We start from the raw sequence: 22,584 nt of genomic DNA, 5'->3' as shown, positions 1-22,584 counted from the left end.
TTTTCAAAAAATCGGCTAAATCTCTGATATGTATTATTTTTCTCGATCCAAGTCGTAAGGGACATTGTCTTGAAAGCCTGTTTCGCGCGCAGCCACCTGCCGACCTGCCTTGCCACAATGCCCGACACCGAATGGAACTCGGCACACCGTTGTGTCAGCGGTGCCCCCGAACACACCCAGGACTCAATCCATTGAAGCCATATCCAATTAACTGCGTATCGATCGTCATTCCGGTCTTCAACGAAGAAGAAAGTTTGCCCGAGTTGCTGCGGCGCACTGAAGCGGCGTGCGAGCAACTCAAGCAGGACTATGAAATCGTCATGGTCGATGACGGCAGCCGCGACACCTCCGCGCACTTACTCGAAGCCGCCGCTGAACGCGAGGGCAGCAAGGTGGTGGCGGTGATTCTCAACCGCAATTACGGCCAGCATGCGGCGATCATGGCCGGCTTCGAGCAGTGCCGGGGCGACGTGGTGATTACCCTGGACGCCGACCTGCAGAACCCGCCGGAAGAAATTCCGCGCCTGGTGGCCCAGGCCGAACTGGGCTACGACGTGGTTGCCACGGTGCGCAACAATCGCCAGGACTCGGCCTTGCGCCGTTATCCGTCGAAGCTGATCAACCTCGCCGTGCAGCGCTCCACCGGCGTTGCCATGAGCGACTATGGCTGCATGTTGCGGGCCTATCGGCGCACGGTGGTCGACGCCATGCTGGCCTGCCGCGAGCGCAGCACCTTTATCCCTATTCTCGCCAACAGCTTCGCCCGCCATACCACCGAGATTCTGGTGCAGCACGCCGAGCGCGAGCACGGCGAATCGAAATACAGCGCCATGCGCCTGATCAACCTGATGTTTGACCTGATCACCTGTATGACCACCACCCCGCTGCGCCTGCTGAGCATCATCGGCTTCAGCATGGCCGCGCTGGGCATGCTCTTCGCCTTCAGCCTGATCGTGTTGCGCCTGGTGTTTGGTGCCGACTGGGCCGGTGACGGCATGTTCGTGCTGTTTGCCATTCTCTTCGTGTTCACCGGCGGCCAGTTCATCGGCATGGGCCTGCTGGGCGAGTACCTGGGGCGCATGTACGGCGATGTCCGTGCCCGCCCGCGCTTTTTCATTGAAAAGGTTCTGCGCAGCCAACCTGCTCCGCGAGCCCCTGCTGTCACCGTCGACGGTTTGACTTCCACTCCTACTGACCAGGTTACGCCATGAGTACCAAAGCTGTTGTCTTCGCCTATCACGACATTGGCTGTGCTGGTATCGAAGCCCTGCTCGACGCCGGCATCCAGATCGCCGCAGTGTTCACCCACGCCGACGATCCCAAGGAAAATACCTTCTACGGCTCGGTCGCTCAGCTCTGTGCGCGCAAAGGCATCACCGTACATGCCCCGGAAGATGCCAATCACCCGTTGTGGGTCGAGCGCATTGCCAAGCTCAACGCCGACTACCTGTTCTCCTTCTACTACCGCAACCTGCTGAGCGAAGCGCTGCTGGCCACCGCGAGCAAAGGTGCATTCAATCTGCACGGCTCGTTGCTGCCGGCCTACCGTGGTCGCGCACCGGCCAACTGGGTCCTGGTCAACGGTGAAAGCGTCACCGGCGTGACCCTGCACCGCATGGTCAAGCGTGCCGATGCCGGTGCCATCGTCGCCCAGCAACAGGTTGCCATCGAGCGTCAAGACAGCGCCCTGACCCTGCACGGCAAGCTGCGTGAAGCGGCCTCGAGCCTGCTTCGCGATACCTTGCCGCTGCTGATTCAGGGCAAGACCACTGAAACCCCACAGGACGAGTCCAAGGCCAGCGTCTATGGCCGACGCACCGCCGCCGACGGCAAGCTGGACTGGAAGCTGCCAGCGGAGCAACTGTTCAACCTGGTGCGCGCCGTGACCCAGCCTTACCCAGGCGCATTTTGTGCGGTGGGCGAGCACAAGCTGATTGTCTGGAGCGCCGAGGTGGTCAAGGGCAACGAAGGCCAGGCACCGGGCCGGGTGATCAGTGTCGAGCCGCTGCGCATTGCCTGCGGTGAAGACTCGCTGGTGGTCGTTTCCGGGCAGCGCAATGACAACGGCCTGTTCCTCGGCGGCCCGCAACTGGCCGACGAACTGGGGCTGGTCGACGGTTCGCTGCTGCGCGGTGCCGAGTCCGGGCGCAAGCCACGTCGCACGAGGGTGCTGATCCTCGGCGTCAACGGCTTCATCGGCAACCACCTGTCCGAGCGTCTGCTGCGTGACGAGCGCTACGAGGTCTACGGCCTGGATATTGGCTGCGACGCCATCGAGCGCTTGCGCAATCACCCGAATTTCCATTACGTCGAAGGCGATATCAGCATTCACTCCGAGTGGATCGAGTATCACATCAAGAAATGCGACGTGGTCCTGCCACTGGTGGCCATCGCCACCCCCATCGAATACACCCGCAACCCATTGCGCGTGTTCGAACTGGATTTCGAGGAAAACCTCAAGCTGGTGCGCTACTGCGTCAAGTACAACAAGCGCGTGGTTTTCCCGTCGACCTCCGAAGTCTATGGCATGTGCCAGGACCAGAACTTCGACGAAGACAGCTCCAACCTGGTGGTCGGGCCGATCAACAAGCAACGCTGGATCTACTCGGTGTCCAAGCAACTGCTGGACCGGGTGATCTGGGCCTACGGCCAGAAAGGCCTGAACTTCACGCTGTTCCGTCCGTTCAACTGGATGGGCCCGCGCCTGGACCGCCTCGATTCGGCGCGTATCGGCAGCTCCCGGGCGATCACCCAGTTGATCCTCAACCTGGTGGAAGGCACGCCGATCCGCCTGTTCGACGGCGGCGAACAAAAACGCTGCTTTACCGACATTGCCGATGGCATTGAAGCCTTGGCGCGGATCATCGACAACGACAACGACGCCTGCAACGGCCAGATCATCAACATCGGTAACCCGGATAACGAAGCCAGCATTCGCCAGTTGGGCGAAGAGCTGCTGCGCCAGTTCGAGGCGCATCCGCTGCGCGGCAACTTCCCGCCTTTCGCCGGCTTCCGCGAAGTCGAGAGCAAGGCGTTCTACGGCACCGGTTATCAGGACGTGGCTCACCGCAAGCCGAGCATCGCCAACGCCAAGCGCCTGCTGGACTGGACGCCGACGGTTGAAATGAGCGAGACCATCGCCAACACGCTGGACTTCTTCCTGCGCGAAGCCATGCTCGAAATCGCGGACAAGCGCTGATGCAGGCAGGCCTTCGCATTGATGTCGACACCTACCGGGGGACCCGTGACGGGGTCCCCCGGTTGTTGGAGTTGCTGGACGAAGCTCAGGTCAAGGCGACGTTTTTCTTTAGCGTTGGCCCGGACAACATGGGGCGCCACTTGTGGCGCCTGATCCGTCCGCAATTTCTCTGGAAAATGCTCCGCTCCAACGCCGTCGGCCTGTATGGCCTGGACATCTTGCTGGCCGGCACCGCATGGCCGGGTAAGCCGATCGGTCGTGATCTCGGCCATCTGATGCGCCAGACTGCCGCCGCCGGTCATGAAGTCGGCCTGCACGCCTGGGATCACCATGGCTGGCAGGCCAATGCCGGGCGCTGGAGTGACGCGCAGTTGAGCGAGCAGATTCGGCGCGGGGTCGAGACCCTCAGCGACATTCTCGGCCAGGCGGTCGATTGCTCGGCGGCGGCCGGTTGGCGTGCCGATGAGCGAGTGATCGAGGCCAAGCAGCGCTTTGGTTTTCGCTACAACAGTGACTGCCGCGGGCACAGCCTGTTCCAGCCACGACTGACGGACGGCAGCCTCGGCGCCGTGCAAGTGCCGGTCGACCTGCCGACCTTCGATGAAGTGGTCGGGCCGCTGGTATCCGTCGAAGCATTCAACGCTTTTATTCTCGAGCGCTTCAGCCCCAAGAAGCTGAACGTCTACACCATCCACGCAGAGGTCGAAGGGATTCTGATGGCTGATCATTTCCGAGCATTGCTCAAGGATGCGCGTGCGCGTGACATCCTGTTCCAACCCCTGGGCCAGTTGCTGCCCGCCGACCCCGCCGGCCTGCCGGCAGGCCAGGTGCAGCGCGGCACCCTCGAAGGCCGTGAAGGCTGGCTGGGAGTGCAAGGCGCATGACCAGACGCTGGGCGTTGCCCCTTCTGCTGTTGGCCTTCGGCCTGTTCTACCTGCTGCCGACCGTCACCCACAGTTTGTGGATTCCCGATGAAGCTCGCTATGCGCAAATTGGCCAGGAAATGCTCCTGAGCGGGCATTGGGCGTCGCCGCATTTCATGGGCATCCGCTATTTCGAGAAACCGGTGGCCGGCTACTGGATGATCGCCATCGGCCAGGCGATTTTTGGCGACAACCTGTTCGGCGTGCGCATCGCCTCGGCGCTGAGTACCGGCTTGAGCGTGTTGCTGGCCTACATGATTGCCCGGCGCCTGTGGAATGACCCACGCAAGAGCCTGACCTGCGCCCTGCTCTACATGAGCTTCTGCGTGGTGGTCGGCCAGGCCGGCTATGCCAACCTCGATCCGCAATTCACCTTCTGGGTCAATCTGAGCCTGGTGGGGCTGTGGTTTGCCTGCGACAGCCAGACGCCGCGAGCGCGCGTCGGTTTCTGGGCGCTGACCGGATTCGCCTGCGGCATGGGCTTTATGACCAAGGGTTTTCTCGCCTGGTTATTGCCGGTGCTGGTGGCATTGCCCTATTTGCTCTGGCAAAAACGCCTGCGTGAACTGCTGACCTACGGCGGCATCGCCGTGCTGGTCGCGGTGCTCGTGAGCCTGCCCTGGGCCCTGACGATCCACGCCCAGGAGCCGGACTTCTGGAATTTCTTCTTCTGGCATGAACACATCCGCCGCTTCTCTGGCGAGGATGCGCAACATGCCGAACCCTTCTGGTATTACCTGCCGTTGCTGGTCGCTTTCAGCCTGCCCTGGGTCGCGCTGCTGCCGGTGGCGTTCAAGCAAGCCTGGCAGGAGCGTCGTCAGGCAAGCATTGGCTTCCTGCTGATCTGGCTGCTGATGCCGCTGCTGTTCTTCAGCGTCGCCAAAGGCAAGTTGCCAAGCTACATCTTCCCCTGCCTGCTGCCGTTGGCCCTGCTGATGGGCCACGCCCTGGTGGATCGCCTGGCAGCCAGGCAAACCCGCGCCATCAGCGTCAACGGCGTGTTGAACCTGGTGCTTGGCCTGCTGGTGTTGCTGGCCCTCGTGTATTTCCAGATCAAGAAGCCGCTCTACCACAACGAGCCAAGTCACCTGGTACTGGTGTTTGTCGCGCTGCTCGGCTGGATCCTCTGCAGTGCCGTGCAAGCCCTGCGGCCGTTGCAGCTGTGGGCGGCGCCGGTGTTGGGCAGTTGGTTGTTCGTCGCACTGGTGCCAGCGGGTCTGCCCAATTCCGTGGTCTACAACAAGACCCCGGACCAGTTCATCGCCGATCACGTTGCCGAACTCAGCCAAAGCACCCATCTGCTGAGCAATGACCTCGGTGCTGCGTCCGCCCTGGCCTGGCGCCTCAAGCGCCCGGACGTGGAACTCTACAACACCGTCGGCGAAGTGAAATATGGCTTGGCGTATCCTGACACCCTGCATCGTCGGGTCGACTTCCTCAAAGTCAGCCAATGGATGGCCGATGCACGCAAGGAAGGCCAAGTCGGCGTGGTAATGCGCATCAACGGCGAGGAACACTATGAAATCGACCAGTTGCCCCAGGACTTCAAGCGGTACGACCAGGGCAACCTGGTGATCCTGATCTTCGCCAAGAGTCAGCCATGAGCCTGCTGTGGATACTCCTCGCCTGTCTGCTGACCTGCCTCGGCCAGGTGGCCCAGAAGTACGCGGTGGAAAGCTGGCGCGACCAGCCCTCCACCCTGCTGGCCAAATTGCGCTCGCCGTGGTTGTGGCTGGCCCTGGCGAGCCTGGGTCTGGGCCTGCTGGTGTGGTTGCTGGTGCTGCAACGCCTGGACGTCGGCGTCGCCTACCCGATGCTCAGCCTGAACTTTGTGCTGATTACCCTGATCGCGCGGTTTGTCTTTCACGAAAGCGTTGATCGCCGGCACTGGATCGGCGTCGCCGTGGTCATTGCCGGCGTGGCGCTGCTGGGAGGCCAGCTATGAGCAGGCGCGGTATCGGCTTTGCCCTGGGCAGCGTGCTGTTGGTCAGCAGCGCCCAGTTGGGCATGCGCTGGAGCATGAGCCATTTGCCGCTGCCGACCCAGTGGCTGGCAGTCCTGGAATCCGGCGCGGTCGACCTGCTGGCGGTTGGCGTGGTGCTGGCCTCGATCCTGGCCTATGCGCTGTCGATGCTCTGCTGGCTGCTGGCCCTGCGCGACTTGCCGCTGGGACGTGCCTACTCGCTGCTGAGCATCAGCTACGCCCTGGTCTACCTGCTGGCCGCCAGCCTGCCGCTGTTCAACGAACCCTTCAGCCTGTCCAGAACCCTGGGAGTGGCTTTGGTCATTCTTGGGGTTGTCATCATCAATTCTCGCGGCAATCGCCCTTCAGACGTCAGGAACGCCTCATGAAAATCAGTGTAATCGGCAGTGGCTACGTGGGCCTGGTGCAGGCAGCTGTGCTGGCCGAAGTCGGCCATGACGTGGTGTGCATGGACATTGACGAGCACAAGATCGAGCTGCTCAAGCAAGGCCACGTGAGTATTTTCGAACCCGGCCTGTCGACCCTGGTACGCGACGGCATGGAGTCCGGCCGGTTGCGTTTCACCTGTGATGAAAAGCTGGCGATCCAGCATGGCCGGGTGCTGTTTATCGCGGTGGGCACGCCTTCCGATGAAGACGGCTCGGCGGACCTGCGTTACGTATTGTCGGTGGGGGACGCAGTGGCTCGTTATCGCGAGCAGCCGCTGATTCTCGCGGAAAAATCCACGGTCCCGGTGGGTACCGGCGACACCTTGCGCGCTCATATCGACGGCAAGCTGCAAGCGGCTGGCCGTAGCCTGCAATTCGACATTGTCTCGAACCCGGAATTTCTCAAGGAAGGTTCCGCGGTAGCCGACTGCCGGCGTCCTGACCGGATTATCATCGGTTGCGAAAATGAAGAAGTGCGCGAGGTCATGCGTGACCTGTACGCGCCCTTCAACCGCAACCACGACCGCATCCTGTACATGGACCTGCGCAGCGCCGAGCTGACCAAGTACGCCGCCAACTGCATGCTCGCAACCAAGATCAGCTTCATCAATCAGATATCCGAGCTGGCCGAGCACCTGGGGGCCGACATCGAATCGGTGCGCCTGGGCATCGGCGCCGACCAGCGCATCGGCTATCACTTCATCTATCCCGGCTGCGGCTACGGCGGCTCGTGCTTCCCCAAAGATATGCGGGCGTTGATCCACAGCGCCGAGCAGGCCAACTGCTCCAGCGATCTGTTGCAGGCGGTTGAGGCAATCAACGAGCGGCAGAAACACAAGCTGTTCGAGCGGATCAAGGCGTTCTACAACGGTGACCTCAAGGGCCGCACCTTCGCCCTGTGGGGCCTGGCGTTCAAACCCAACACCGATGACATGCGCGACGCACCGAGCCGGGTGCTGCTGGAATCGCTGTGGGCGGCCGGTGCGTCGGTCAGCGCGTTTGACCCCGAGGCCATGCAGGAAACCCAGCGCCTCTACCCGGACCAAAGCCAGCTGCTGCTGATGGGCACGCCAGAGTCGGTGCTCAAGGATGCCGATGCGCTGATCATCTGCACCGAGTGGCAGCAGTTCAAGGCCCCGGATTTCGACCTGATCCGGCAACGTCTCAAGGCCCCGGTAGTCTTCGACGGGCGCAACCTGTACGACGCCGACCGCCTGGCTCGCGCGGGCTTCAAGTACTTCCCGATGGGACGTGGCGAGTCGCGCAGCCTGCCCATCTCGCAACACCCGCGCGCCAACACTGACGCCGCCTGAGTCGGCGGCGTGCCTTGCTCAACGATACGCCAACAGTCCCTGGGCCTGGGACTGTTGGCCTTGCTGCTGTTCTGCGCAGGCGTCTATCAACAGAGCGCCATTGGCTTCGATAGCCGCTTTGTGTTGTTCGCCGAAGAAATGCTGCGCCATGGGCCGGGGTTCTTCCCCACCACCTATGGCCAGCCTTACCCCGACTACTGGGCCACGTCGACGATCTTCACCTGGCTGCTGTCGCTGCCGTTCGGCCAGGTCAATGCGATGACCGCCTGGTTGCCCAGCGCCCTCGCCTCGGCCGTCATAGTCACCTTGGTCTATCGCCTGCTGGCGCCCTGCTCCCGCACCTGGGCCCTGTGCAGCATCGCCCTGTTGCTGCTGAGCAATACCTTCATCAGCGAAACCCGTGCCGTGTCCCTCGACCAGATGATCGCGGCGCTGACATTCGCGGTGTTCTACCTAGGGTACGCCCACGACCACTATCAGGCACCCCGGCGCCTGCCGCTGATACTCGGGCTGGTGCTGCTGGGGTTTGCCATTCGGGGACCGATTGGCCTGGTCGTGCCCACCGGCGTGTTGTGCAGTTACTGCCTGCTCAGCCGCCAGTGGCGGCGGATGATTGGGTTTGGCGCAATGGCCGCCGTGTTGCTGGCGCTGGGCATCGGTTTGCTGCTGTGGCTGGCCTATATCAGTGGCGGGCCGGACTTCGTCCAGGACGTGATCCGCATGCAGTTCATGGGCCGAATGGATGGCAGCGAAGGCGCCAGCGAGCCGCTGTATTACTTCACCAGTTCCCTGGGTAACTATGCGTTGGCCTATCCCCTGGCCGTGCTGGTGCTGGTTGCCCTGGTGTTTAGCCGTCGCGAGCACGGTCCGGCCCGGCGCCTGCTGATGTATTGCCTGGGAGCCGGGCTGCTGGTGATGATCGGCCTGTCGATTCCCATGGCGAAGAAAGCTCGGTACATGCTGCCCATGCTGCCGATGGCGGCGATCATTGGCGCCTATCCGTTCCAGGGCAGTTCGCTGCCGGTGTGGCGTTGGATTCGTGGCGTGATACAGGGCCTGTGGTTGATCATCCCGGGCGTGTTGATGGTCGGTGTGCTGGTGGCCAGGCGGCGCTTCCCGGAACTGCTCGGCTCGCCGGGTTGGATCCTCGGGCTACTGGCGTTCCTGCAAGTGCTTGCCCTGGTCCTGCTGTTCCAGCCGCGGGCGCGCACGGTCGGGTTGGCCTTCAGCGCAGTGCTGGCGGTGTGGTCGAGCTACATCATGGTGATCGAGCCTGCGCAGCGCTCGCTATACGACACGCGCACGTTCAGCCGCGCCGCCTTCGCGTTGATCCAGCAGGATCCTGCGCCGGTGCTGCTGCATGGCATGGGCAAGGATGCCAAGGCGATCAAGTTCATGGTCAACCTCGATCAGGACCTGTTGCCTGAATTCACCCATTCCGAGGAGCAAGTGCTGCATCGGGACGGCCCGGCCTGGCTGATGATCGACAGCAGTGATTTTGCCGCCTTGAAAGATTCCCGCCTGACGTCCCTGAAACCGGTGCTTAGCGGCACTTTCGACAAGGCCCCGTACCTGCTGCTGCGCCTTCCGGCGGCCCCCTTAATCAGCAATCACATCAAAATTAATGCACTGAAACTGCACTAATATGAATTTGTCAGCACCGATACAGGGCGGCACACTGTGCCGGTTCCTCCCCCAATATGTTGGAACCCTTGAAGGGCTTTGCGGTGCTCCGTACAAGCCCTTGTTTTTTGCCCGCCCTTTGTCACTGGACCGATCTGCCCATGCTTGCTCGCTGGATTCCCGCCGCCATCAATACCCGTCCCACCGAATGGAGCCGCGCCGCCATCGGCATGTCGCTGGGCACGCTGCTCAGTGTCTGGGTGTGCGCACAAGTATTCGGCATGCAGGTGGCCATGCATCTGATCGGCCCCTTGGGCGCTTCGGCGGTGTTGCTGTTTGCAGTGGCTTCCGGTGCCTTGGCCCAACCCTGGTCGATCATCGGTGGCTATCTCTGCGCCACCGTGGTCGCGCTGCTGGCGGCACACGTGCTCGGCCGCAGCCTGGGCAGCGCGTGCCTGGCAGCGGGCCTCGGCTTGCTGCTGATGTGCTGGCTGCGTTGCCTGCATCCGCCGGCTGGGGCCCTGGCATTGCTGATGGTGCTGGCCGACCCGGCGACCATCGCCCTCGACTGGAAAGCCCTGGGTCCGGTCATGCTCGGTGCCTCGACCCTGCTGCTGTTTGCCCTGGCCTACAACAACCTGACCCGTGTGCACTACCCCAAGCGTGCCGCCGAGCCGGTGCCCGAGGTGCTGCGTTCACCCACCGACAATCAGGCGATCAATGCCGAGGACCTGAAAGCTGCGTTGGCCGATCTTGAAGCCTTCTTCGACGTTACCCCTGAAGACCTCGAACAACTGATCCATGCCAGCGAACGTCACGCCAAACGCCGCAGCATCGGTGAGGTACTCAGCCGTAGCGCCTGACACAAGCCCTTAGCTCGAGGTTTTGACCATGGCCAGTTCCGGGTGGCTGACCAACTTGTCGATGTGCAGTTCCGGGTCGTCGAACCAGACTTCCGTCAGCACCCGGTAGTGCTCCATGTCGCGACAGCGCATGCGCACGCTGTAGTCGAAAGCCCCACTGATCAAATGACATTCGAGTACCTGGGGGCAGGCGCGCATCGTCGCCTCGAAGGCTTTTTGCGCCGCCCGCCCGCTCTGGTTGGACAAGGCCACCAACACCAGCAGAGACAAGCCCGGGGTCAGTTTCTTTTCATCGAGAATGGCCCCGTAGCCACGAATGACGCCCAACTGCTCCAGCTTGCGCACCCGCTCCAGGCACGGTCGGGGTGTCAGGTGCACCTGCTCGGAGAGTTTTTGATAGGTAATGCGCCCGTCGTGGCGCAGCACCTCGATAATCGCCTGATCGATGCGATCAAGCACAATCGTCAGATCGCGGATATCCGCCATGTATGTCCTGCCTCCCTTTCAAGCGACCCGATGGAAATGACGCCACACGTTTATGCTGTGGCCGATGGTTCATTCGAGCATTGTCACCAACGGCCCTGTAACCTTCAACCCGTATACGACACCGGATGATGTGGCCGGGAAGAATGCCAATGGATGCGAACGACGAGGTGTCGTTACCGACGTATTTAACAGCACAAACAGGCTGACATCTGCTGCCTGTCAGCCGAATCTGTCGCGAAGGGTTCGTCGACTCAAAGGTAACCGTTGGATACTGCAAAAATGCATACCAGACCTGCATTCTTCGAGGTTGTACATCGCAAATTTGCACTGTTACGATCGACCATCGCCCGCGCGCGGGTTTGTCTATAAAGAACAATAAAAGCAGGGAGTTACTGATGACTGCTCAGGTTACATCTCCGGCAACCCAGTCCATGGACGCCACGCAGAACGAAGTCCTCGCCGAGGTCCGCAACCACATCGGTCATCTGACCCTCAATCGTCCCGCCGGTCTCAATGCCTTGACCCTGGACATGGTGCGCAATCTGCACCGGCAACTCGATGCCTGGGCCGCCGATACCCAGGTGCATGCCGTGGTCCTGCGCGGCGCCGGCGAGAAAGCTTTTTGTGCCGGTGGCGATATCCGCTCGCTGCATGACAGCTTCAAGACCGGCGATACCCTGCACGAAGACTTCTTCGTCGAGGAATACGCCCTCGACCTGGCCATCCACCACTACCGCAAACCGGTGCTCGCACTGATGGACGGTTTTGTTCTCGGCGGCGGCATGGGCCTGGTCCAGGGCGCCGACTTGCGCGTGGTCACCGAGCGCAGCCGCCTGGCGATGCCGGAAGTGGGCATCGGCTACTTCCCGGATGTCGGCGGCAGCTATTTCCTGTCGCGGATTCCTGGCGAGCTGGGGATCTACCTCGGCGTCAGCGGCGTGCAGATTCGTGCCGCCGACGCGCTGTACTGCGGCCTGGCCGACTGGTGCCTGGACAGCGCCAAACTGGCTGAACTGGACCAGCGTCTCGATCAACTGCAATGGCACGACACCCCGCTCAAGGACCTGCAAGGGCTGCTCGCCCAACTGGCCGTGCAGCAGTTGCCCGATGCACCGCTGCAGGCCCTGCGCCCGGCCATCGATCATTTCTTTGCCTTGCCCGACGTCGCGAGCATCATCGAGCAGTTGCGCGCGGTCACGGTCGCTGACAGTCGCGAGTGGGCACTGGCCACCGCCGACCTGCTGCAGACCCGCTCGCCCCTGGCCATGGCCGTGACCCTGGAAATGCTCCGTCGTGGCCGTGAACTGAGCCTGGAGCAGTGTTTTGCCCTGGAGTTGCACCTGGACCGTCAGTGGTTTGAACGCGGTGACCTGATCGAAGGCGTACGCGCGCTGCTGATCGACAAAGACAAGAACCCTCGCTGGAATCCACCGACCGTGCAGGCGCTGGATGCCGCGCACGTGGCGAGTTTCTTCAGCGGTTTTGCCCAGAGCGGGAGCTGAGACATGCACGATATTGAATTGACCGAAGAACAGGTGATGATCCGCGACATGGCTCGGGACTTTGCCCGCGGCGAAATCGCCCCCCATGCCCAGGCCTGGGAAAAAGCCGGCTGGATCGATGACGCCCTGGTGGCGAAGATGGGTGAACTGGGCCTGTTGGGCATGGTGGTCCCTGAAGAATGGGGCGGCACCTACGTCGACTACGTGGCCTACGCGCTGGCGGTGGAAGAGATTTCCGCCGGCGATGGCGCCACCGGTGCGCTGATGAGCATTCACAACTCGGTGGGCTGCGGCCCGGTGCTCAACTACGGCACTGAAGAGCAGAAACAGACCTGGCTGGCCGGCCTCGCCAGCGGCCAGACCATCGGCTGCTTCTGCCTGACCGAACCCCAGGCCGGTTCCGAAGCCAACAATCTGCGCACCCGCGCCGAGTTGCGCGACGGCCAGTGGGTGATCAATGGCGCCAAGCAATTTGTCAGCAACGGCAAGCGGGCGAAACTGGCGATCGTGTTCGCCGTCACCGACCCGGAGCTGGGCAAGAAAGGTCTGTCGGCGTTCCTGGTGCCCACTGATAATCCGGGTTTCATCGTCGATCGCAGCGAGCACAAGATGGGCATCCGCGCCTCCGATACCTGCGCGGTGACCCTGAACAATTGCGTGATCCCCGAGGCGAACCTGCTGGGCGAACGCGGTAAGGGCCTGGCGATTGCTCTGTCCAACCTTGAAGGCGGGCGCATCGGCATCGCCGCCCAGTCCTTGGGCATCGCCCGCGCCGCTTTCGAAGCAGCCCTGGCCTATGCCCGCGACCGAGTGCAGTTCGACAAGCCGATCATTGAGCACCAGAGCATCGCCAACATGCTCGCCGACATGCACACCCGCCTCAACGCCGCCCGCCTGCTGATTCTCCATGCCGCCCGCCTGCGCAGTGCCGGCAAGCCGTGCCTGTCGGAAGCTTCCCAGGCCAAGCTGTTCGCCTCGGAAATGGCCGAAAAGGTTTGCTCCTCGGCGATTCAGATTCACGGGGGTTATGGGTATCTGGAAGATTATCCGGTGGAGCGCTATTACCGCGATGCGCGGATCACGCAGATCTACGAGGGGTCGAGCGAGATTCAGCGGATGGTGATTGCGCGGGAGCTGAAGAACTACCTGGTGTAAACCGATTGTGTGGGAGCTGGCTTGCCGGCAAGCCGGCTCCCACAGTTTATTTATTGCGCATCAAAAGGGTTTATTTACCCACAAACTCCGGCGCACGCTTGGCGATGAACGCGGCCATGCCTTCTTTCTGATCCTGGGTGGCGAACGCGGCGTGGAATACCCGGCGTTCGAAGCGCACGCCTTCGGACAGGCTGACTTCAAAGGCGCGGTTCACGCTTTCCTTGGTCATCATGGCAATCGGCAGCGACTTGCTGGCAATGACCGCAGCAACTTTCAGCGCTTCGTCCAGCAGTTCATCCGACGGCACGATGCGCGCGACGATGCCGCAACGCTCGGCTTCGACCGCATCGATCAAGCGCCCGCTCAGGCACATTTCCATGGCCTTGGCCTTGCCCACCGCACGGGTCAGGCGCTGGGTGCCGCCCATGCCCGGCAGTACGCCCAGGTTGATTTCCGGCTGGCCGAACTTGGCGTTGTCACCGGCCAGAATGAAGTCGCACATCAGCGCCAGTTCGCAACCACCGCCCAACGCAAAACCGTTCACCGCGGCAATAATCGGCTTGCGGCGGTTGGCCACACGGTCACTGTCACTGAACAGGTCGTCGAGGTAGATCTGCGGGTAGCTCAGCTCGGCCATTTCCTTGATGTCGGCGCCGGCGGCGAAGGCTTTCTTCGAGCCGGTGATGACGATGCAACCGATCTGCGAATCAGCTTCCAGGCCGTCCAGCGCATGGTTCAGCTCACTGACAATCTGCGCGTTCAAGGCGTTCAGCGCTTGCGGGCGATTGAGAGTGATCAGGCCGACCCGACCCTGGACGTCCAACAAAATCGTTTCGTAACTCATGCAAGGGTTCCTTGTTCAAAGATTGCGCGAAATGACCATGCGCTGAATATCGCTGGTGCCTTCATAGATCTGGCAGACCCGCACGTCGCGATAGATGCGCTCCAGCGGGAAGTCGCTCAGGTAACCGTAACCGCCGAGGGTTTGCAAGGCGGATGAGCAGACTTTCTCGGCCATTTCCGAGGCAAACAGCTTGGCCATCGAGGCTTCCACCAGCGCCGGCTGGCCGCTGTCACGCAGGGCGGCGGCGTAATGCACCATCTGCCGGGCGACGGCGATCTGCGTGGCCATGTCCGCCAGACGGAACGCCACCGCCTGGTGTTCGATGATCGGCTTGCCGAAACTGTCCCGCTCGCGGGCGTAGTCACGGGCGGCTTCGAACGCGGCGCGGGCCATGCCCACTGATTGCGAGGCAATGCCGACGCGTCCGCCTTCGAGGTTGGCCAGGGCGATCCGGTAACCTTCACCCTCCTCCCCCAGACGATTGGCCACCGGCACCTTCACATCCTCGAAGAGGATCTGGCAGGTGTCGGAGGCGTGCTGGCCGAGCTTGTCCTCGACCCGCGCGACTTTGTAGCCCGGTGAGTCGGTGGGCACGATAAACGCGCTGATACCACGCTTGCCGGCACTCGGGTCGGTCACCGCGAACACAATCACCACCCCGGCGTTCTGCCCGGAGGTGATGAACTGCTTGCAGCCATTGAGTACGTAGTGATCGCCGTTCAGCCGGGCGCGGGTTTTCAGGCCGCTGGCGTCGGAGCCGGCCTGGGGTTCGGTCAGCGCAAAGGCGCCAAGCATGGCGCCGCTGGCCAAAGGTGTAAGGAAGCGTTCTTTCTGTTCATCCGTGCCGTACTTGAGGATCGGCACGCAGCCCACCGAGTTGTGCACGCTCATGATGGTCGAGCAGGCGCCATCGCCGGCGGCGATTTCTTCCAGGGCCATGGCGTAGGCCAGGTAACCGGTGTCGCAACCGCCCCACTGTTCCGGCACCAGCATGCCGAAAAAGCCCAGCTCGGCCATTTCACCGATGGCCTCTTTGGGAAAGCGATGCTCGCGGTCCCACTCGGCGGCAAAGGGTTTCAAGCGTTCCTGGGCAAACTGCCGGGCGGCTTCGCGGATTTGCAGTTGTTCGTCATTGGGTAGCATGGACAGCTCCTGGATCGGCCGTTAGTACAGGCATTCAACGGCCATCGCCGTGGCTTCGCCGCCGCCGATGCAGATCGCCGCAACGCCGCGTTTCAGACCTTTCTGGCGCAGGGCCGAGAGCAGGGTCACGAGTATCCGCGCGCCCGATGCGCCGATCGGATGGCCGAGGGCGCAGGCGCCGCCGTGGACGTTGACCTTGTCATGGGGAATTTCCAGCTTGGTCATGGTGACCAGGCTGACCACGGCGAAGGCTTCGTTGATTTCGAACAGCTCGACGTCGTCGATGTTCCAGCCGGTTTTCTTCATCAACTTCTGAATAGCCCCCACCGGTGCCACCGGGAACAACCCCGGAGTATCCGCAAACGCCGCATGCCCGTGGATCACTGCCAGCGGTTGCAAGCCACGCTTTTGCGCCTCGCTGCGACGCATCAGCAGCAAGGCCGCGGCGCCATCGGAAATCGAACTGGAGTTGGCGGCGGTCACCGTGCCACCGTCGCGAAACGCCGGCTTCAGGCTGCTGATCTTGTCCAGCTTGGCCTTGGGCGGTTGCTCGTCATGGCTGATGGTTTTCTGCTCTTTGCCAACCATCACCTGCAACGGCACGATCTCGGCGTTGAAGCTGCCATCGGCGATCGCCTGTTGGGCGCGGGTGGTCGAGGCGATGGCAAAGGCGTCCTGGGCTTCCCGGGTGAAACCGTGCTCCTGAGCGCAATCTTCGGCAAAGGTGCCCATCAGGCGGCCCTTGTCGTAGGCATCTTCGAGGCCATCGAGGAACATGTGGTCGATCACGCTGCCGTGGCCCATGCGGTAGCCGCTGCGGGCACGGTCCAGCAGGTACGGGGCGTTGGACATGCTTTCCATGCCGCCGGCGACCACCACCTCGGCACTGCCGGCGAGCAGCATGTCGTGGGCGAGAATCGCCGCTTCCATGCCCGAACCGCACATTTTATTGAGGGTGGTGCAACGGGTCGACTTGTCCAGACCGGCGCCGAGGGCTGCCTGGCGCGCCGGCGCCTGGCCGAGGCCGGCGGGCAGTACGCAGCCGAACAGCACTTCTTCCACCGCATCGCTGGCGACACCGGCACGCTCGACTGCCGCGCGGATTGCCGCGGCGCCCAGTTGCGGCGCGGTCAGGCTTTTCAGCTCGCCCTGGAACCCGCCCATCGGCGTGCGCACCGCGCTGACAATGACAATTGGATCGTTCTGAGTGGTCATGTTCATGACTCCTTATTTGGCGGCCATGCGCAAGGCACCGTCGAGACGGATCACCTCGCCATTGAGCATGCTGTTTTCAATGATGTGGCGTGCCAGCGCCGCGTATTCGGCAGGTTTGCCCAGGCGTGGCGGGAATGGCACACCGGCGGCCAGCGAATCACGCACTTCCTGGGTCATGCCGGCCATCATCGGTGTTTCGAAAATCCCTGGGGCTATGGTCATCACGCGGATGCCGAAGCGCGCCAGTTCGCGCGCAGCCGGCAAGGTCAGGCTGGCAATCGCCCCTTTGGAGGCGGCGTAGGCCGCCTGGCCGATCTGCCCGTCAAAGGCAGCGGCCGAGGCGGTATTGATGATCACACCGCGCTCGCCATTGGCATCGGGCGCGGTTTCGGCGATGGCGGCAGCGGCCAGGCGCAGCATATTGAAGCTACCGATCAGGTTGACGTTGATCACCTGGCTGAAACTTGAAAGCAGATGCGGACCGTTTTTGCCCAGGATCTTCTCGCCACGCACGATACCGGCGCAGTTGACCAGCCCGTTGACCGCGCCGAAGGCCTCGACCGTGGCCTGTACCGCCGCCTGGGCCGCGTCTTCGTTGCTGATATCGGCCACCACACTGTGTGCTCCCAAGCGCTGGGCCTGAGCGGCAACGGCTTCGGCGTTCATGTCCACCAGCATGACCTTGGCGCCGGCGCCCACCAACAGTTCGGCGGTGGCCGCACCCAGTCCGGATGCGCCGCCGGTGACGATAAATACCTTGTTCTCGATCTGCATCATGGTTTCCTTAAATCAAGCTGTAGCCTTGTTAACCGCGGCCTCTTGAGCCTTGGCGATTTCCTGGTTGCGCAAGATAAAGCGCTGCAATTTACCGCTTGGGGTTTTCGGTAGATCGCTGACAAATTCGATTTCACGGGGGTACGAGTGCGCGGCCAAGCGCTTGCGCACGTGTTGGCGCAGCTCTTCGGCGAGCGCTGGCGAGCCCAGGTATTGGGCGCTGAGCACGACGAAGGCCTTGACCAGTTCGGTGCGCTCCGGATCGGGCTTGCCGACCACTGCCGCCTCGATCACCGCCGGGTGCTCGATCAGCGCGCTTTCGACGTCGAACGGACCGACCCGGTAGCCCGAGGTGGTGATCACGTCGTCGCTGCGTCCGACAAAGCTGATGCTGCCGTCCGGATTGAGCTCGACGGTGTCGCCGCTCAGGTAGTAATTGCCGACAAAGGCCTTGGTCGGTGCGCCTTCGTAGCCCGGGAACCAACACATCGGCGACTGGCTGCGGTCGATGGCCAGGATCCCCGGCTGGCCGACCGACAATTCATTGTAGTTGTCGTCCAGCACCACGATGCGGTGGCCCGGCGAAGCAAAGCCGGCGGCGCCGACATGCACCGGATGCTCAAGGCCATGGTGGTTGCACAGCACCATGCCCAGCTCGGTCTGGCCATAGTGGTCATGAATGACGACATCGAGGTTGTCGGCGAACCAGCGGATCACTTCCGGGTTCAGCGGCTCGCCGGCACTGCTGACGATCCGCAGCTTGCCCTTGATGCTCTTGGCGAATTCATCGCCGCCGGCGATCAGCAAGCGGTAAGCGGTCGGCGAGCCGGTCAGGTTGGTGATCCCGTACTTGTTGATCACCCGGCAGGTGCTTTCGAGGGTAAACGGACCGTCGTAGAAGGTAATCGGGTGGCCCATGTTCAAAGGACCGGTGACACCGAAGTAGATGCCGTAGGCCCAGCCCGGATCGGCGACGTTCCAGAACGCGTCTTCCGGGCGCAGGTCCACGGCGTCGCGGGTGTAGCTCTGGAACGCGACCATGGCCTTGAGCGGCACGTAGAGCGCTTTCGACGGCCCGGTGGTGCCCGAGGTGAACATCAACAGGAACGGGTCTTCGCCGTTCATCAGCAGCGGTTCACACTGATTGGAATGGTTGGCCAGTTCGGCCCAGAAACTGAAATCGCCACGCACCAGGCCCTGGCCCTTGGCGCCCGTGACGGTGACCGTGGTCGGGCAGTCCGGTACTTCGAGGAGTTTCGGCCGGTTCACCGCATCGGTGACCACCACGGCCGCGCCTGAGCTGCCGAGGCGATGTTCCAGGGCCTTGGGCCCGAAGGCGGTAAACAGCGGCTGGTACACCGCGCCGATGCGCCAGGTCGCCAGCACCACAATCAGCAGCTCGACGTTACGCGGCAGCAGGCCGGCGACCTTGTCGCCCTTCTTCACGCCCTGGGCCTGGAGGAAGTTGGCAAAGCGCGCGGCTTTGTCCTGCAAGTCACTGAAGGTGTAGGTCGCGCTGGAACCGTCGCGCCCCTCCCAGAACAGGGCGATACGCCCGGGCAACGCATGCCGGTCGCAGCATTCGACACAGGCATTGAGCGCCGTCAGCGAGCCGTGCAGCGCCGCATCGACAGTCTGTTGGTAGTTGAACTGAGAAGTTGCAGACAGGTAGTCGCGCATTAGCAGAATCCCTCTTTACTTTTTATTGGTTGGGGGAACCTCGAAAATCCACGAAATACTCGCTCTGAGCGGCGCGCGCGACAATGGTCAAAGCTTTCAAGTTGCGTGACTGCTTTGGCCAACTCCACGCCTCGCGCAAAACCTGGCGGCAGGTGTCTGGTTCGGGCCTCCCTCAGTGGGCTTCGCTGAGAATCAGGCTGCGGTAATGCCCAGGATTGGAGCCTGACCATTTGCGAAAGGCTTTATAGAACGAACTGGTATCGGCAAACCCGAGTCGCTCGGCGATCTCGGTGAAACTGATTGCCGGTTCAGCCAGCCAGGCAATGGCCAACTCCTTGCGCACACTGTCTTTCAAGCCCTGATAGGTCTGGCCCTCTTCGGCCAGGCGACGGCGCAGGGTCGAGGCGGACATGCACAGCTGCTGGGCCAGGCTCTCGGTTTCCGGCCAGCGCTCGGCGGGCAGTTGCCGCAGGTCGAGCTTGATCCGGCTGGCCAGGCTTTGCGGGTCGCGGTACTTGACCAGGATGTTGGCCGGGGCCAGGGCGAGGAAGCGTTTGAGCTCCTCGGCGCTGCGTTTGATCGGCAGGTCGAGGCAGTCGGCGGAAAAAATCATCCGCGTGCGTGGCCGGTCGAATCGCAGGTTCTGCGAGAACATCACCTGATAGTCGTCGCAAAAATCCGGCTCGGCGCAACGCAGCTCGATGGCGAGGATCGGGATCCGCCGCCCCGCCAGCCAGCACGCCACGCCGTGGACGATCATCCAATAAGTGAAATAGGTGAAAGCGCGCCGGGGCGGATGGTCGTCTTCCATCAGGACGATTTCCGCCAGGGTTTGTTGATGCACCAGTTGAGCCGGCATGCGCTCCAGCATTAACGACAGGAAACCCAATCCGGCGTTCAGGCCGGACGCCAGCGTTGGCTGGGCCATGGCGCATTGACAGAGAAAGGCCAGGCTGCCGGATTTCAACTGGCGCGGGTCCATGCCAAAGAACTCGTCGTCGCCGCGCCGCGCCAGCAGACGCCACAGCCGCGCATAGGCGCTGGCCGGGACGCGCGCGTCAGGCTGTTGCAACCCTTGCGGATCGATACCGACCTTGAGCAGGACTTCGGCGGTGGCCTCGGGCGTGCAGCTTTGCAGCAGCGCTTCGCGTACCAGTTGCATGGAGATGGTGTCTTTTTCCGACATTACGCGTGCAAGGCTCCTGTTGTTGTTTGCTCGCCATCTTAACGGATGGTCGGGGGAATCCACAGGCGGCTAAAGGCTAAGGGCTCGGGGTCATGACGATTTAGGGGCTGTTCAGCATTGGTTCAGATAAATGCCAATTATCCGTGTTTAGCAATGAGTATCATTAAGTTACAAATTTTTCTTCCTCCTGCAAGATGCGGTGCTCAATGCTGGTTCCCTTTCTGATCATGCTGCGCGAAGGCATCGAGGCGGCGCTCATCGTCGGCATCATTGCCAGTTACCTCAAGCAAACCGGGCGTGGGCAATGGCTGCCGGCGGTGTGGATCGGCGTGTTTCTCGCCGCCGCGCTGGCGCTGCTGGTGGGTGGTGGCCTGGAACTGCTCAGCGCTGAATTCCCGCAGAAACAGCAGGAGTTGTTCGAAGGAGTGATCGGGCTGGTGGCGGTGGCCATCCTCAGTTCGATGGTGTTCTGGATGCGCAAGGTCGCGCGTTCGATCAAGCATTCACTGCAGCTTTCGCTGGAAGCGGCCATGACCGGCTCGCGGCATCAGGTCACCGCGCTGATCGCCATGGTGTTTTTCGCCGTGGCCCGCGAAGGCCTGGAAACCGTGTTCTTCCTCCTGGCCGTGTTCCAGCAGAGCGAAGGCCCCGGCGCACCGATCGGCGCCCTGCTCGGCCTGCTGCTGGCGATTCTCATCGGCTGGCTGATCTACAGCGGCAGCCTGCGCCTGAATCTTTCAGCGTTCTTTCGCTGGACCGGACTGTTCATCCTGGTGGTGGCCGCCGGGATTCTCGCCAGTTCGGTCCAGGCCCTGCATGAGGCCGGGGTCTGGAACGACCTGCAGGATGTGGTGTTCGACATCAGCGCCAGCCTGCCCGTGGACGGCCCGCTGGGCTCGGTGCTGGCCGGCATGTTCGGCTATCAGGACGCGCCGACCGTCAGCACCCTGGGTGCCTACCTGATGTACCTGGTCGTGGCGTTGCTGATGTTTTTCCTGCCAGCCGGCTCTGGCGACAAACCGGTCACCACCCCGACTTCTTCCGTTTCCCGTCAACAAGGGCACTCATGACCAGTCAGCCACCGTTTTCCCCACCGCCGGCGCGTGCCTTGCGCTGGGCCCTGGCCGGCTCGGTGATCGTGATGATCGCTGCTGGCGGGTTGTTCTACTACGCCTCGAACATGGCCGCCGCCAAGCGTCAGGCCCATCTCGGCGAGATCACCGTCAACATTGACGCCCACAGCTGCGAGCCCAACGCCCTCACGGTCGCGGCGGGACACAGCAGCTTTCGCATCGTCAACCGCTCCGAACGGGCGGTGGAGTGGGAAATCCTCGACGGCGTGCTGGTGCTTGAAGAACGGGAAAATATCGCCCCAGGCTTGAGCCAGGTGATTAATGCGAATCTGCAGCCGGGTGACTACAGCATTACCTGTGGCCTGCTGAGCAACCCACGCGGCATCTTGCACGTAACCCCGACCGCTGCCTCTAATGCTGCGGCCAAGGCCCGACCGTCACTGATAGCCTTTGTGGGCCCGTTGTCGGAGTTCCGCGTTTACCTCAATGGCCAAAGCAATGCGCTGATCAAGGCGGTTGGCGCCTTGCAACAGGCCATTGATGCCGGCGATCTCAACCAGGCGCAGGCACTGTACCTGACGGCACGGGTGGCCTATCAGCGCCTGGCACCGGCGGCGCAACGCCTGTCGGAGCTGGACAACGCGATCAATGCTCGCGCCGATTACTTCGAGCAGCGCGAGCAGGATCCACAGTTTGTCGGCTTCCACCGCATCGAATACGGCCTGTTCCAGCAGCGCAGCACGACAGGCCTGAACAGCATCGCGGCGCGCTTGCTGGCTGACGTCAGCCAGCTCAAGCCACAACTGTTGGCGCAATCGCTGCCACCCGAACAACTGGTCAGCAGTGTGGTGCGCAACCTGCGCAGCCTGGCTGATGTGCGAGCAACCAGTGGCGAGGAGGAACGCTACAGCCACCTCGACCTCAACGGTTTTGCCGCCAATCTCGAGGCTGCCCGCAAAGTCTTTGAGCTGTTGCGTCCGTTGCTGAGCAAGGGCAACGGCCCGTTGCTGGAGCAGATCGATCGCAGCGCCACGGCCCTTGATGCCGAACTCGACAGCCTGCGGCTGAAGGATGGCTACCGCCATTACGACAGCGTCGACCCTGACAGGCGCAAACGCATCGCCGACCAAGCCAGGACATTGGCCGACGCACTCGACGCAATCGATCCCGCCCTTGGCCTTTCCGGCCTGTAA

Annotated in this window: 20 protein-coding genes; 13 read left to right on the top strand and 7 right to left on the bottom strand. The window is 62.3% G+C overall.

Annotation, left to right across the window (positions count from 1 at the left end; translation table 11 throughout):
• Window positions 1-191: 191 nt before the first annotated feature.
• The 9 genes from arnC to NR126_RS00730 all read left to right on the top strand — a co-directional run bounded on the left by arnC (window position 192) and on the right by NR126_RS00730 (window position 10,333).
• Window positions 192-1,211, top strand: a complete 1,020-nt coding sequence (gene arnC / locus NR126_RS00770; RefSeq protein WP_027618893.1) for an undecaprenyl-phosphate 4-deoxy-4-formamido-L-arabinose transferase — start codon at window positions 192-194, stop codon at window positions 1,209-1,211.
• Window positions 1,208-3,199: a bifunctional UDP-4-amino-4-deoxy-L-arabinose formyltransferase/UDP-glucuronic acid oxidase ArnA gene (gene arnA, locus NR126_RS00765; protein WP_105754217.1), complete on the top strand. Its 1,992-nt coding sequence runs from the start codon at window positions 1,208-1,210 to the stop codon at window positions 3,197-3,199. The genes arnC and arnA overlap by 4 nt, the downstream gene beginning before the upstream one ends.
• The gene (gene arnD, locus NR126_RS00760) at window positions 3,199-4,083 is read left to right on the top strand and encodes a 4-deoxy-4-formamido-L-arabinose-phosphoundecaprenol deformylase (protein ID WP_256829448.1); all 885 of its coding nucleotides are present in this window, start codon (window positions 3,199-3,201) and stop codon (window positions 4,081-4,083) included. Before arnA ends, arnD begins: the two co-directional genes overlap by 1 nt.
• Window positions 4,080-5,726 carry a lipid IV(A) 4-amino-4-deoxy-L-arabinosyltransferase gene (gene arnT, locus NR126_RS00755; protein WP_256829447.1) on the top strand — a complete coding sequence of 549 codons (1,647 nt, stop codon included), beginning with the start codon at window positions 4,080-4,082 and terminating at the stop codon, window positions 5,724-5,726. The genes arnD and arnT overlap by 4 nt, the downstream gene beginning before the upstream one ends.
• On the top strand, window positions 5,723-6,067 hold the full coding sequence (arnE, locus tag NR126_RS00750) for a 4-amino-4-deoxy-L-arabinose-phosphoundecaprenol flippase subunit ArnE (RefSeq protein WP_105754220.1): 345 nt from the start codon (window positions 5,723-5,725) through the stop codon (window positions 6,065-6,067). The genes arnT and arnE overlap by 4 nt, the downstream gene beginning before the upstream one ends.
• Window positions 6,064-6,474 (top strand): 4-amino-4-deoxy-L-arabinose-phosphoundecaprenol flippase subunit ArnF, encoded by a 411-nt coding sequence (gene arnF / locus NR126_RS00745; RefSeq protein ID WP_027618898.1) that lies wholly within the window; start codon window positions 6,064-6,066, stop codon window positions 6,472-6,474. The genes arnE and arnF overlap by 4 nt, the downstream gene beginning before the upstream one ends.
• The gene (locus NR126_RS00740; protein WP_105754221.1) at window positions 6,471-7,847 is read left to right on the top strand and encodes a UDP-glucose/GDP-mannose dehydrogenase family protein; all 1,377 of its coding nucleotides are present in this window, start codon (window positions 6,471-6,473) and stop codon (window positions 7,845-7,847) included. Before arnF ends, NR126_RS00740 begins: the two co-directional genes overlap by 4 nt.
• A 9-nt stretch (window positions 7,848-7,856) precedes the next feature.
• Entirely contained in the window at window positions 7,857-9,491 is a 1,635-nt protein-coding gene (locus NR126_RS00735; RefSeq protein ID WP_256829446.1) for a phospholipid carrier-dependent glycosyltransferase, read from the top strand.
• 140 nt (window positions 9,492-9,631) lie between these two features.
• A complete protein-coding gene (locus NR126_RS00730; protein ID WP_027618901.1) occupies window positions 9,632-10,333 on the top strand; it encodes an HPP family protein in 702 nt (233 codons plus the stop codon).
• A 9-nt stretch (window positions 10,334-10,342) separates the two neighbouring features.
• On the opposite strand, the gene NR126_RS00725 is transcribed toward NR126_RS00730, so the two are convergent.
• On the bottom strand, window positions 10,343-10,819 hold the full coding sequence (locus tag NR126_RS00725) for an Lrp/AsnC family transcriptional regulator (protein WP_027618902.1): 477 nt from the start codon (window positions 10,817-10,819) through the stop codon (window positions 10,343-10,345).
• 395 nt (window positions 10,820-11,214) lie between these two features.
• Between NR126_RS00725 and NR126_RS00720 the strand changes: the two genes are divergently transcribed.
• Both NR126_RS00720 and NR126_RS00715 read left to right on the top strand, forming a co-directional pair.
• Window positions 11,215-12,321, top strand: a complete 1,107-nt coding sequence (locus NR126_RS00720) for an enoyl-CoA hydratase/isomerase family protein (protein WP_256829445.1) — start codon at window positions 11,215-11,217, stop codon at window positions 12,319-12,321.
• Between the two features lie 3 nt (window positions 12,322-12,324).
• Complete coding sequence (locus NR126_RS00715; RefSeq protein ID WP_256829444.1) at window positions 12,325-13,476, top strand: acyl-CoA dehydrogenase family protein; 1,152 nt, start codon at window positions 12,325-12,327, stop codon at window positions 13,474-13,476.
• 70 nt (window positions 13,477-13,546) lie between these two features.
• On the opposite strand, the gene NR126_RS00710 is transcribed toward NR126_RS00715, so the two are convergent.
• From NR126_RS00710 to NR126_RS00685, 6 genes are all read right to left on the bottom strand, one after another.
• Window positions 13,547-14,320 (bottom strand): enoyl-CoA hydratase, encoded by a 774-nt coding sequence (locus tag NR126_RS00710; RefSeq protein ID WP_027618905.1) that lies wholly within the window; start codon window positions 14,318-14,320, stop codon window positions 13,547-13,549.
• Between the two features lie 15 nt (window positions 14,321-14,335).
• Window positions 14,336-15,463, bottom strand: a complete 1,128-nt coding sequence (locus NR126_RS00705) for an acyl-CoA dehydrogenase (RefSeq protein ID WP_105754230.1) — start codon at window positions 15,461-15,463, stop codon at window positions 14,336-14,338.
• A gap of 21 nt (window positions 15,464-15,484) precedes the next feature.
• Window positions 15,485-16,678: an acetyl-CoA C-acyltransferase gene (locus NR126_RS00700; RefSeq protein ID WP_027618907.1), complete on the bottom strand. Its 1,194-nt coding sequence runs from the start codon at window positions 16,676-16,678 to the stop codon at window positions 15,485-15,487.
• A gap of 12 nt (window positions 16,679-16,690) precedes the next feature.
• A complete protein-coding gene (locus NR126_RS00695) occupies window positions 16,691-17,452 on the bottom strand; it encodes an SDR family NAD(P)-dependent oxidoreductase (protein WP_027618908.1) in 762 nt (253 codons plus the stop codon).
• 15 nt (window positions 17,453-17,467) lie between these two features.
• Complete coding sequence (locus NR126_RS00690; protein ID WP_105754232.1) at window positions 17,468-19,132, bottom strand: AMP-binding protein; 1,665 nt, start codon at window positions 19,130-19,132, stop codon at window positions 17,468-17,470.
• A gap of 172 nt (window positions 19,133-19,304) precedes the next feature.
• Window positions 19,305-20,318: an AraC family transcriptional regulator gene (locus NR126_RS00685; RefSeq protein WP_027618910.1), complete on the bottom strand. Its 1,014-nt coding sequence runs from the start codon at window positions 20,316-20,318 to the stop codon at window positions 19,305-19,307.
• A 206-nt stretch (window positions 20,319-20,524) separates the two neighbouring features.
• Between NR126_RS00685 and efeU the strand changes: the two genes are divergently transcribed.
• Together efeU and efeO are read left to right on the top strand one after the other, a co-directional pair.
• Window positions 20,525-21,388 (top strand): iron uptake transporter permease EfeU, encoded by an 864-nt coding sequence (gene efeU / locus NR126_RS00680; protein WP_256829443.1) that lies wholly within the window; start codon window positions 20,525-20,527, stop codon window positions 21,386-21,388.
• Complete coding sequence (efeO, locus tag NR126_RS00675; RefSeq protein WP_105754234.1) at window positions 21,385-22,584, top strand: iron uptake system protein EfeO; 1,200 nt, start codon at window positions 21,385-21,387, stop codon at window positions 22,582-22,584. Before efeU ends, efeO begins: the two co-directional genes overlap by 4 nt.

Origin of the sequence: Pseudomonas sp. Pse1, assembly GCF_024519635.1 — a bacterium.
Lineage (GTDB): Bacteria > Pseudomonadota > Gammaproteobacteria > Pseudomonadales > Pseudomonadaceae > Aquipseudomonas.
This window is presented reverse-complemented; position numbering and strand designations above follow the sequence as displayed.